At 32.3% G+C, this 12,767-nt stretch carries 10 protein-coding genes and 1 CRISPR repeat array; of the genes, 4 read left to right on the plus strand and 6 right to left on the minus strand.

Features of this window, described 5'->3' with window-relative positions:
• Nucleotide 1: 1 nt before the first annotated feature.
• Entirely contained in the window at nt 2-907 is a 906-nt protein-coding gene (gene cas1 / locus IEW94_RS04390) for a type II CRISPR-associated endonuclease Cas1 (protein ID WP_188650408.1), read from the plus strand.
• Between the two features lie 13 nt (nt 908-920).
• The gene (cas2, locus tag IEW94_RS04395) at nt 921-1,268 is read left to right on the plus strand and encodes a CRISPR-associated endonuclease Cas2 (RefSeq protein ID WP_188651343.1); all 348 of its coding nucleotides are present in this window, start codon (nt 921-923) and stop codon (nt 1,266-1,268) included.
• Between the two features lie 153 nt (nt 1,269-1,421).
• A CRISPR array of direct repeats spans nt 1,422-4,799; the repeat unit is 46 nt; unit sequence CCTGTGAATTCTCCATAAATTTAAAGAACTGAAAGCAATTCACAAC.
• 23 nt (nt 4,800-4,822) lie between these two features.
• On the opposite strand, the gene IEW94_RS04400 is transcribed toward cas2, so the two are convergent.
• The 5 genes from IEW94_RS04400 to IEW94_RS16890 all read right to left on the minus strand — a co-directional run bounded on the left by IEW94_RS04400 (nt 4,823) and on the right by IEW94_RS16890 (nt 9,821).
• The gene (locus tag IEW94_RS04400; RefSeq protein ID WP_188650409.1) at nt 4,823-6,034 is read right to left on the minus strand and encodes a site-specific integrase; all 1,212 of its coding nucleotides are present in this window, start codon (nt 6,032-6,034) and stop codon (nt 4,823-4,825) included.
• A 334-nt stretch (nt 6,035-6,368) separates the two neighbouring features.
• Complete coding sequence (locus tag IEW94_RS04405; RefSeq protein WP_188650411.1) at nt 6,369-7,088, minus strand: hypothetical protein; 720 nt, start codon at nt 7,086-7,088, stop codon at nt 6,369-6,371.
• A 200-nt stretch (nt 7,089-7,288) separates the two neighbouring features.
• Complete coding sequence (locus tag IEW94_RS04410; protein ID WP_188650413.1) at nt 7,289-7,954, minus strand: response regulator transcription factor; 666 nt, start codon at nt 7,952-7,954, stop codon at nt 7,289-7,291.
• 2 nt (nt 7,955-7,956) lie between these two features.
• Complete coding sequence (locus IEW94_RS04415) at nt 7,957-9,612, minus strand: tetratricopeptide repeat-containing sensor histidine kinase (RefSeq protein ID WP_188650415.1); 1,656 nt, start codon at nt 9,610-9,612, stop codon at nt 7,957-7,959.
• Nucleotides 9,613-9,653: 41 nt separating this feature from the next.
• A complete protein-coding gene (locus tag IEW94_RS16890; protein WP_229669447.1) occupies nt 9,654-9,821 on the minus strand; it encodes a hypothetical protein in 168 nt (55 codons plus the stop codon).
• A gap of 369 nt (nt 9,822-10,190) precedes the next feature.
• Between IEW94_RS16890 and IEW94_RS04420 the strand changes: the two genes are divergently transcribed.
• Together IEW94_RS04420 and IEW94_RS04425 are read left to right on the plus strand one after the other, a co-directional pair.
• The gene (locus IEW94_RS04420) at nt 10,191-10,490 is read left to right on the plus strand and encodes a hypothetical protein (RefSeq protein ID WP_188650417.1); all 300 of its coding nucleotides are present in this window, start codon (nt 10,191-10,193) and stop codon (nt 10,488-10,490) included.
• Nucleotides 10,491-11,159: 669 nt separating this feature from the next.
• The gene (locus IEW94_RS04425; protein ID WP_188650419.1) at nt 11,160-12,206 is read left to right on the plus strand and encodes a sugar-transfer associated ATP-grasp domain-containing protein; all 1,047 of its coding nucleotides are present in this window, start codon (nt 11,160-11,162) and stop codon (nt 12,204-12,206) included.
• Between the two features lie 53 nt (nt 12,207-12,259).
• Here IEW94_RS04425 and IEW94_RS04430 read toward each other — a convergent pair whose 3' ends face one another.
• Nucleotides 12,260-12,499: a hypothetical protein gene (locus tag IEW94_RS04430; protein ID WP_188650420.1), complete on the minus strand. Its 240-nt coding sequence runs from the start codon at nt 12,497-12,499 to the stop codon at nt 12,260-12,262.
• Nucleotides 12,500-12,767 lie beyond the last annotated feature (268 nt).

Here is a 12,767-nt window from a genome sequence, read left to right on the forward strand (position 1 = left end):
TATGATAAAACGCACTCTTTTCTTTGGTAGTCCAGCCTATTTAAGTACTCGAAATGAGCAACTCGTAGTTAATTTTCCGGAGGAAGATAAAGGAGAAAAAACCATTGCTATTGAAGATTTGGGTTATGTGGTGTTGGAAGACCCCCAGATTACCATTACCAATGGCTTGTTGATGAAACTGGTGCAAAACAAAACAGCGGTGATTACCTGCGATAGACAACATTTGCCCAACGGGTTTTTGCAACCACTGGTAGGGCATAGCGAACAGAGTGAACGCATACGCCATCAACTTAATGCCAGTGTGCCTTTAAAAAAGCAATTGTGGCAACAAACAGTAACGGCCAAAATAGACAATCAGGCCACCCATTTTTTACAAAGAGGTAAAAATGCCTTGCGTTTAAAACGATATGCCAAAGACGTGAAAAGTGGCGATTTTAATAATGAAGAAGCTTTGGCAGCAGCGTATTATTTCCAGCATTTATTTAAAGAACAAGTACCAGAATTCAGTCGTAACCAAAAAGGTATACCACCTAACAACTTGTTAAATTACGGCTATGCCATTTTGCGTGCTGTTGCAGCCAGGGCATTGGTAAGCAGTGGGCTGTTGCCATCTGTTGGGATTTTCCATAGCAATAAATACAATGCCTTTTGTTTGGCCGATGATGTGATGGAACCTTACAGGCCTTTTGTAGATGCCGTAGTGTATGATATGGTAGAAGATAACTTGGGATCTGTCGAAGAAATGACCACCAACCTAAAGTCTGTATTGTTGACCATTCCGGCAATGGATGTATTATTGGATGATAAGCTAAGTCCGCTCATGAACGCAATGAGCCGCACAACAGCCAGTTTATATGACTGTTTTGAAGGAAGCAGGCGTAAAATTTTATACCCAGGCTTTCCATAAATGGGAAGAAGATATGAACGAAAATCGTTTTTCTCGCTTAAACCAATACAGAAGTATGTGGATACTTGTGTTTTTTGATTTGCCAACTGAAACCGCTACCGAAAGAAAAGTAGCTACAAAGTTTCGTAAAAACTTACTGGACGATGGCTTTGCCATGTTTCAGTTTAGTATCTATATGCGGTTTTGCGCCAGTAGGGAAAACACCGATGTGCATGTAAAGCGTACAAAAAGAACTTTGCCCAAAAAAGGGAAAATAGGTATTTTGCAGATTACAGATAGGCAATTTGGAATGATTGAACTTTTTCATGGACAAAAAGAGATAGATCCCGAAACACCAAGCCAACAATTGGAGCTTTTTTAGAATTTCGTGATGCTGAATTTATTTCAGCATCACATAAAGCAATTGCATTTAAAAAATCAAGGTAAGTAAATTAGAAAATCCAAAGGTTAATGGATTTAGTGCATTCTAACAGATTTTTTAAAAAACAGGATACCAGTCTTTTACAACAAGTATCCTGTGAATTCTCCATAAATTTAAAGAACTGAAAGCAATTCACAACCGTCAAGCCCTACCATTGTTTTAATAGCCGCCTGTGAATTCTCCATAAATTTAAAGAACTGAAAGCAATTCACAACTTGAACTCAACGTCCGCGTCTACGGTTACTCCTGTGAATTCTCCATAAATTTAAAGAACTGAAAGCAATTCACAACAACAAATGCAGAAGGTGTTTCCCATGCTGACCTGTGAATTCTCCATAAATTTAAAGAACTGAAAGCAATTCACAACTACAGTGGAAAGAGCAACATAAAAATGAAGCCTGTGAATTCTCCATAAATTTAAAGAACTGAAAGCAATTCACAACTTTTGCCGAATATGGCACACTTCAACCAAACCTGTGAATTCTCCATAAATTTAAAGAACTGAAAGCAATTCACAACATGATATCATATAGTTTAAAAATTCTATATCCTGTGAATTCTCCATAAATTTAAAGAACTGAAAGCAATTCACAACTGCATAATCTTTCTACTTTACTACTTATTGCCTGTGAATTCTCCATAAATTTAAAGAACTGAAAGCAATTCACAACTTATGCCTAAAAGTGCTTATCAACAAGGTGCCTGTGAATTCTCCATAAATTTAAAGAACTGAAAGCAATTCACAACAAAATAGCATCCTTTAAAAAGTGTAGTTCCCCTGTGAATTCTCCATAAATTTAAAGAACTGAAAGCAATTCACAACAACAGGGCTATCATCTACATCACCAACAGACCTGTGAATTCTCCATAAATTTAAAGAACTGAAAGCAATTCACAACTATAGACCATGTAGGCCTTGGTCTGCTTTTCCTGTGAATTCTCCATAAATTTAAAGAACTGAAAGCAATTCACAACTAGTGATAGACGTTTGGTATTATGCCCACGCCTGTGAATTCTCCATAAATTTAAAGAACTGAAAGCAATTCACAACTATAGATGAGTTTTTAGAGAACTTGCCTTCCCTGTGAATTCTCCATAAATTTAAAGAACTGAAAGCAATTCACAACACCTTAGATGTGCTTAAACAGTCAAGGACTCCTGTGAATTCTCCATAAATTTAAAGAACTGAAAGCAATTCACAACAATTAAAATATTGACACCTTTTGAAACACCCTGTGAATTCTCCATAAATTTAAAGAACTGAAAGCAATTCACAACAGTATTAAGTTCAGGCAATACATCACCATCCCTGTGAATTCTCCATAAATTTAAAGAACTGAAAGCAATTCACAACTTGTGCCTTAACGATCTCCTCTACTTTTTTCCTGTGAATTCTCCATAAATTTAAAGAACTGAAAGCAATTCACAACAACTTGGTATCAACTATGTCTGATACTTCTCCTGTGAATTCTCCATAAATTTAAAGAACTGAAAGCAATTCACAACTGATAAAATACAGAGCCTTACGGCTGATGACCTGTGAATTCTCCATAAATTTAAAGAACTGAAAGCAATTCACAACAATCGTTTCCATATATAGATACCAGCACTTCCTGTGAATTCTCCATAAATTTAAAGAACTGAAAGCAATTCACAACTGTTCCTCAAAAATCAAGGCTTCTAGCAAACCTGTGAATTCTCCATAAATTTAAAGAACTGAAAGCAATTCACAACCTGCTGATGGACTTGTAAAGTCAGCCGCAGCCTGTGAATTCTCCATAAATTTAAAGAACTGAAAGCAATTCACAACCTGTGGCATTGTGCCTTTCTTGTGATTTCGCCTGTGAATTCTCCATAAATTTAAAGAACTGAAAGCAATTCACAACAGGCTTGGCAATTTGCCTTTTTTACAATCTCCTGTGAATTCTCCATAAATTTAAAGAACTGAAAGCAATTCACAACATGAATTTAAAGCATTGACCACTTCTTTCACTTGTGAATTCTCCATAAATTTAAAGAACTGAAAGCAATTCACAACCTAGCTTACTTTTTTCTGATTCAAGCATATCCTGTGAATTCTCCATAAATTTAAAGAACTGAAAGCAATTCACAACATGTGCAACTTTCCAAACGTGGTAAATCAACCTGTGAATTCTCCATAAATTTAAAGAACTGAAAGCAATTCACAACTAGGGTTTTATTATCAAAAATACCTTTACCCTGTGAATTCTCCATAAATTTAAAGAACTGAAAGCAATTCACAACAAATTGAGGTACCCTATAGCATTGGACGGATACCTGTGAATTCTCCATAAATTTAAAGAACTGAAAGCAATTCACAACTAAGTATAAAAATATCAAAACTACCATTAACCTGTGAATTCTCCATAAATTTAAAGAACTGAAAGCAATTCACAACTAAACATGACCAAATCACCATCTTTATTTACCTGTGAATTCTCCATAAATTTAAAGAACTGAAAGCAATTCACAACTGATTTGTTACGATTTGATTCCTGTGAATTCTCCATAAATTTAAAGAACTGAAAGCAATTCACAACATTCCATTCGTCACTCAAAAAAGGGTCATACCTGTGAATTCTCCATAAATTTAAAGAACTGAAAGCAATTCACAACAATGGACTGGAGTGTCTTACCAAGGCCTTGCCTGTGAATTCTCCATAAATTTAAAGAACTGAAAGCAATTCACAACGGGGTCTGGTCATTTTGGTACATGGGCAAACCTGTGAATTCTCCATAAATTTAAAGAACTGAAAGCAATTCACAACTTATTTGATCAATTAAGGATCTTGATTTTCCCTGTGAATTCTCCATAAATTTAAAGAACTGAAAGCAATTCACAACTACAGCCACAAAGCTTAAAAGCAACGCCTCCTGTGAATTCTCCATAAATTTAAAGAACTGAAAGCAATTCACAACCTGGTGTAATCGTCATTAAAAACATGTGGCCCTGTGAATTCTCCATAAATTTAAAGAACTGAAAGCAATTCACAACTATCTTAATTATTTAATGTAAACTTCAAGACCTGTGAATTCTCCATAAATTTAAAGAACTGAAAGCAATTCACAACACCAATAAATTTGTAACAGCCACTGATGTCCTGTGAATTCTCCATAAATTTAAAGAACTGAAAGCAATTCACAACGCGTTTGGTCTTTAATATTGGTTTATATTCCCTGTGAATTCTCCATAAATTTAAAGAACTGAAAGCAATTCACAACTAAGCCCTCTACGTCTATCTTCACCGTTAACCTGTGAATTCTCCATAAATTTAAAGAACTGAAAGCAATTCACAACAAAAAAGCCGTTCAAGAGTTCATTGATTTACCTGTGAATTCTCCATAAATTTAAAGAACTGAAAGCAATTCACAACATACTGTTAATACTTTGTATGTACATTTGTCCTGTGAATTCTCCATAAATTTAAAGAACTGAAAGTATAAAAAAGTAAATTTCAACCTTCACCGCCTTATTAAAAGTTAATTACCCTATCTAAAGCATCATCCGTATCTTTTTTCATAAAACTAGACTGATAGGCAATCGTAGTTGTAATAGATGAATGGCGATATAACTTTTGCAACATTTGAATTGGAATTTTATCTCCAGAAATATTTCCAAAACTATGTCGCGCTATGTGCATACTTAACTTCTTATCAATTTTCAATTTTTTAGCCACCAATTCTAACCTTCTATTAAGAGTTCTTGTTACTGTCTTTATCCTAGTTAATAACTCCTTAGAATCATTGAAGTTCGTTCCTCTTAAATATGAAAAAATTAAGTCATTATTGGCAAGACTAGGCCCATCATTATAAAGTTTTAGTAAAGTCTCGGCCTTTTCGGGCACTTTTAAAGAGACTACTTTTTGATTTTTATTCATCCTATACAATAGCCTACCGTCATTAAAGTCAGACTTTTTTAATTGTAAAACATCACTTACCCTTATCCCTGCAAAATAAAAACTAATCAGCCAAACATTAACGGCATTCTGCTGTGCAACAGTTAAATCTTTAGCGTTTTCTAGCATTTTTACCTCTTCTATGGATAAACCTACTTTGTCTGATTCTGGAATTCGAATTTGAATCTTTCCTTTTCCAAATGGATAATTATTATGCTCTGCCAAACCTTCAGAAATAGCAAGATTATAGATTTTACGAATTAATATCATGTAGTTTACAGCTGTCCTTGGTTTTCTTTTCTCTTGATTAAGAATATAACCTTCAAAATTTTTTAATAGGAAAATTGTTATTTCCTTAAAGTGTAGCTTATCCTTACCAACAAAATTTTTAAACTTAGCAATCCTCCCCTTCTGCGTTAGGTACTGCGAGTGTTTTTCAGCACTCTTTAAATTTTCAAGATGTAAATCTGCTAAACTAAAAAAATCAATTTTATTCTTTCCTTTAACACTTTCACTTACCTGAGATGCTGAAATAAAATCTTCACTGATTTCTGCATCCAATAACTTATCATTTGCCTCAGCAAGTTTTTTCAATATCAAACGATTTATTCTTGAAGCATTAGGATGAGACTTCTTAACCTTCTTATTTTGGTCATCCCAAAATTTTTGAGCAATATATTGACCCGTAGAAATAAATGAAGTTTTTCTGTCCTTAGTTATCCGAATTGTAATGGGGTATAAATTTTGAGAATTCCCTTTTTTCCTTAAAACTGTCTGAACTGTTGCCATACTTTTTGTATTATTTCTAAATATACAAAAAAGTGGGTACAACATAGGTACAACATTTATTGATTTTAATCGATATTAATTGATTTTAATCGATATTTAAAAACTCATAACTAATTCATTTTCAATTGTTTTGTGTTGTTTTGATGTTCAATTGTAGATTTTCATAACCCGGAGGTCGCGGGATCGTGCCCCGCTCTCGCTACAAAACATAAAGTATTTAAAAACAGCGGTTTGGTTTTCTCTAAACCGTTTTTTATAAATCAAAGCCAAAATCAAGCCTCTTTCGGCTTGATATAATTTTCATTTTATTATAAATCTTAATAAAGCAACATTTTTATTTTCTCATTTCTTTTACAAGTTTAATAGTAGCACTTTTAATAAAATCTTCAAGAACATCTTTTTCAACACCTTCATAAGGTTTTGTGCCATTCTTTTTGAAGAGTTTTAATTCTTTCTTAATGTCCTTGTAAGATTTAGAAATCACACAACCATCTACACATGGGGTATAATTAAACCTATAAACCCCTGCAAATTCATTTGAATTAATTAAAACTAATTTAAACTCTACAGATGCCCCGTATTTCTTTCTGTTACCATATTTCTCAACCTTTTCATTATTATTTTTATCATAATATTTATTAGTTTGATATAATACCTGAGAATCTAATTTTGTTAACTCAATAATCAGATCTGTATCAGATTTTTCTTTTAATTTTTGATAATTAATATTATTTCCATCATTAGCGATTATTTGATTAAAAAGTTGTCTATCTTTAACAATAAATCCACTTGCAAGCAATTGGTTTTCTATAGCATTATATAAATAATCAAAGTTTTCAGATTGAAGGTCTTTTTTATCAGTTTCTGTTACTGAGTAACTTGTTTGGGGTATTCTTAAAACAACTTTTGGGCTTTTATTGTTATTTAAAAATTGTTTTAAAGATTCTGTTTTTACTATATCATCTGGTTTTTGATAAAATTTTAGTGTTTTAGTTGATGAACAACTGAAATTAAAAGCAGCAAAAATGTATGGTATAAAAATTGATCGTTTCATGGGTCTTAAATTTAAATTACAAACAAACATACTTTTAAATTAAAAAGTACCCTTACGGCTTATCGTAAAGCAAAAAACTCTGCACCAGAACGATGCAGAGTTCAGAATAAATCTCCCTAAGATTTAACTAATTAATAGCTTAACAAGATTACAAGAAGTTTGTGAAAAATTTTTACTGTTTTCCGTAAAGTGGACAAACTTTAAATAAGCCCTAAATCTTTAGCTGTTGCAACCAAATGAATAGCATTATTGGCCTTAAAATCTATACGTAGTTTATTTAGCCTCTTTTCAATGGAGCTCAAACTACTGGGCTTAATATTGTTTTTTGAAAAATACAGGCTAATATCGTCCTGGGAAAGTCCTTTTGACAGTTGTTCAAGCAATAGAATATCATAATCATTGATTTCTAAATCATTTGTTGGATTTAGTGCATGAGAAACTTCTGGAGATAAATACGGTATGTTTTCAAACACACTGGAAATAGCATTGGTCAGTTCAACAAGACCTCTTCTGGTCTTGCACACATATCCGTTTATTCCATAACTTGTAATTAATGATCGAACCTTTTGTATCCTGTCCTCAATGGAATAAGCTATTATCTTCATTTCAGGGAATTCATTTCTAATGGTTCTAATGAGCTCCTCGCCTGATCTAATCTTTTGTTCTCTCCAATCTCTCTTAAAGGAAAGATCAGTTATCAACAATTCATATGGCACTCCATCCAACTCTGCTTTTTTAATTTTAAGGTAAGCATCATCACAATATTGCACCTGATGGATTTCTTTAATACCCAATTCACAAAGAGCGGCATGGATACCTTTGTTGATATCCTGCATATCTTCAGCTATTAAGGTTTTTGTAAACATGATTAAACAATTATATGGGCACTAAAGCCTTCATTTGCCTTAGAATCAAAAGTAATGGTTCCTTTTACAGATTCCATACGGTTTTCCGTATTATGGAGCCCATTGTTCTTGACCAAGTTGCAACCAATACCATTATCCTTGTAGGAAACTGAAATTTTGCGATTTTCTTGATTAAACTTGAGAACAACTAGTGTTGCTTTACTGTGTTTCCGCATATTGGTCATAAGTTCTTGCAAGACCCTGTATAAAGCAAACTTCTTTGTTTCATGAAGTTGATTCCAATTTATTTTATCAATATCCCTGGTTATGATGTTTACCTTATCAGATTTGTAACTCAGCAGTAAATCTTTTAAATGGTTTCCATAGTCTTCGTGAATATCAATAATATTGTTCTCCTTGGAAATATCTCTTGTCTTGTTGTAAATCCCCTCTAAATCGTCCAAAACATCGTTAGCCACTTTTTTATTTTGTTCCAACTTGGTCATGATATTGTAGACATCATTAGCCACTTCGTCATGTACTTTTTTTGATATGCGAACCTCTGTGTTGTAGACTTGCTGGATTTTGTCTTTTTTGTGCTTGGATTTTAGAAATATCATTGTGAAAATAAAAGCCAATGTTATTAGACCTCCTAGAGACAAATAAAATAATTTTAAATTTTTCTGTTTCTCTCTTTCCAGTTCAGCAATTTGCAATTTATGTTCCTTTTCGGTATAATCATATTTGATCTTGGCATATTTATTCTCTTGTACTTGTCTTGCCTTAAAAATACTGTCAGTTATTTTTTTATATTCCAAGAAATGAGTGCTATCCCCAATATCCACTAAACGAGAAAGAGCATCTTGTAAAAATGAAGCACTATTTATTGACTTAGCAATATTATACGATTTATCACCATAATACTTTGAAGATTTAAAATCATCCCTGTCCTTATAATATTCCATTAAGTGTTTGTAACTAGCGTACATACCTTCATAATCATTATTAGTTTTCCTTATTTGCAAGGCAAGAAGCATATTCTCCAATGCTTTTGGCCTATTCAATTTAGATTCTATAAACCCTAAGTTATCAATGGCTCTGGAAGTTTGCCTTATATCATTCTTGTTAAAACTATTTCTATAAACTTTTAAAAATTCCTCTTCAGCCAATTCATATTTGTTTTGAGAAATGTAAATTAATGCCTTATTATTATTAATTATATTTATTTCGCTTTCATTGTCGGTAAATGACAAAGCTGTATCAAAATTCTTGATCGCAGTTTCATAATCTGATAGTTCCATATAAATACGGCCCAACTGATTATATAAACCTACCTTATGTTCATTAATACTGGGGGATTCTTTATCTTTTGACAAATATTTAAGTGTTTCGACAACCGAAACCTCACTTCCATGATAATCACCAAGTTTATACTGTATGATCGCTATTTGTCTTAAAAAGTAAATTATTGATAAGGTATCATTAGCCTTTAAACTCTCTTTTTTCTTTAAATTAAAAAATCTAAACGCATCCGATAAGTTGGAACTGTTCTTAGGATTATTGGCCACTTGATAATAATATGACAAACTATCTTTTACCTGATAACTTCTGTTAATGTTTGCGTAGCAAAAATCAGTTTTAACAATAAAAAAGAGGAATGAAATTAAGGCTATTTTCATTCCTCTAAAATACTAACTATTTTTATTTCTTAGAGATATTATTATCCACCAGTTGTAGGAGGATGTGGAGGTGGTATATCTCCTCCATCACCGCAACAGTTACCATCATCTGTGGCCACCGGTATATTAACTGAAATTCCTTGAGGCGTACATGAATGTAAAGCGATATTAAGGAAAACAGTAATTATAATTAAAACTATTTTTTTCATTTTGTTTATTATTTTAAATTGGACAATAGTGTTGCAGGCCGAGTTTATTCGGATACTTTTGGTGCATTGCAACACCTGCTTAAATCTGTAGAGACGTCTCTCTTTTTGTGAAGTATGGAGGACAGCTGTAGAGAAGTTTAATTACTTCCCAGAGACTAGACAACTCTACATTGCCACTCCTGTTTAGAATCAATAATCATAAATCATATTACAGATAATATGGTTGTTAATTCTGAAACAAATGAACTAAGAATTCAATGGCCAACAAGGAAATGTAATGGAAGAGTTCTGGAAAGTTTTTGGAAAAATTATTCCTTAAATAAACCAGAGAAAATGACTAAATTAAAGCAGTAATCAAACAAGATTTTAATGCATAAAAGACTAATAATAGAAGCCTTTAAAAAAGGAGAGTCAATTCGAAAAAAACTGGGGGAAAAGAAGCTTTCCTTAGTGAGCATTGCTGAAGATTTATCTAATTACATCCTTACAGAAGAAGGGTTTTTATTAGGAGAGCGTAGTTTTCGTGATTACAAAAATGAAGCTGAAAAACTAATGGATGATGAAGTTGATATCAATATTAAACAATATAAAGTTATCGTTGGACTGTGTCGATATTTAGGATATGACAGTTTTAAGGATTTTAATTCACTAAATGATTTAGAAAAATGATATAGAAATCAATGTATCTAACAAGAAATCCAAGTTTCGTAATTTTCTCAAGGAGCATAAAATCACTTTAATTGTTTGTGGTTTCTTGCTCATTGGATTTGTAGTTTTTCAGTCGATAAACAGGCAGCGTTGGATGGTTTGGCAAGATGATCATTATTTAGAAGTAAGCTTTGATGCAAAAAAATACAATTTGAGACAACTCAAACTATATAATAGCGATTGCATAAAAAACTTTAAAAAAATCACACCAAACTGTGATACGAAATTTTTTAATGAAGGTGGAACTGAAAATTTATGGTATGGAAAAAACAACAATTGAGAATTAGAATATTTAAGTGCGTTGGACAAACATCCAGAAACAGGTAAAACATTAAAACCCATTACATATTACATGATAAGGACACATATTTGCGATTCTTATTAGTTTCCTTTTTGATTTAACATTTCCTTGATAACTCCAACTGGGTTAATATACCTGGAGCTTCTAAGGCAAGTTAATGAGCAATTGGGAGGGTGTCATTTTTGACTGTTGATATTTACAGAACGATTTTATAGTTGGTTATTATTTAATTTTTATTCTGATGTTAAATTTTTACGGAAATCCATAAAACAATTAAAAAAATTATTCTGAAATTATGTGCTGAACTAATCAACTAACAAAACTTAAAAATGGGAAAGTTAAAAGATACTTTAAGGAACACTATAAACTCTTTGAATGACTTTAGGTACCATGACATACATAGAAAAACAGCAATGGGACTTCTTGAAAAGATTGAAAAAGAGCGAGGTAAAACCAATACCAAGTATATTAAATCAGCAAAAGATTATGCAAAGGAGGTTTTGGGCAGCAAAAAATATGCTCCTTGGTTATACGTCTACAGTGCGATTGCAGGTAAGTTTAAAGAAGGTTGGATTCCTGATAATTACTATGGAAAGATTGTGATTCCCAAAATGACAGGGGATTATAACCTAAGTGAAAGGAATAAAATAACCGATTTGCTCTTGAATCCCTCCAAATCAATTGATTTAGCCTATTATATCAATAACTTGTTTTGGGACACCAATAACAAATCTATTGATGAAAAACATATCATTGAACAGTTATTCAAAAAAAATCAAACTATTGTATACAAAATTGAAAACTCTCTACAAGGAGGTGGTGTGTTTTTTTTCGATCGAGAAAATTTCAAGATCGATAAAATAAAAGCCTTGGGCAATGGTGTATTCCAAAGTTTCATTAAACAACATAACTTTTTCTCTGAATTTTCTGAGCGTTCTGTGGCCACCTTACGCCTAACTTCCATTTGTAACAACTCTGGTAACATTGAAGTCAAAGCTTCATTTCTGAGATTGGGCAGAAACAATGATACACATGTAAAATCAATTTCAGCCATAAAAATACCAGTTGACATTAAAAATGGAGAACTTTCCAAATATGGCTATTATACTGATTGGACCACTACAGAACTCCATCCTGACAGCAAAATCACTTTTGCCAATAAAAAAATACCCTTTTTTGAACAATGTCTTTCAGAAGTAACCAGAATGCACAATCGCATCCCCTATGTAAGAAGTATTGGCTGGGATGTGATTGTGGATGAAACCAACAATTTTCAACTAATTGAATGGAACGCAGGACACAACGACATCAAGTTCACCGAAGCCACCCAAGGACCTTGTTTCAAAGACTTACATTGGGAAAAGTTGAGATTTTAAATTATGCTCAAAAAGGAAGAAAGCAATCAAAATCATTGGATTGTTGTGAGCATTTAAAATATATCCGTTATTTCACATTCAGTAAATTGAATGTAAATATCGTATTTATGTCCTGAATTAATACCTGTCAACTCTAAGACCAGTAAGATATTAGCGGAAAATTTTAATTGTGTATAAGCTTTTTTCTTGAACTTTTTAAATAGTAGCATTTTTCGATAAATAAAGGCTGTTTTTTTCATGTTCTCATAATACGTTTCTTCATCCAACAAGTCATTTAACCTATTGTAATCCATATGTTGGAGTGCCTCTAATTAATGCAATAAAATGATTTTTCCTTTTTTGTTCTCGAAGTCTTTTGAACTAATTCTTGGGCTACCATAAATTCTAAATTTTATATATCATAAATTAAAACAAAACCATGCCATAAAGTGAGAAAAAAACACACCCATTTATTCATTTTTTTAAAGTCATAAATATTCTTCTGAAAAGAATTTTAAGATAAAAATTACAACAAAGTATGCATTTCGTCGATTTTTTTTGCATTTAATAGATTTTTTGTAT

This window comes from Yeosuana aromativorans (assembly GCF_014646655.1).
GTDB classification, from domain to species: domain Bacteria; phylum Bacteroidota; class Bacteroidia; order Flavobacteriales; family Flavobacteriaceae; genus Yeosuana; species Yeosuana aromativorans.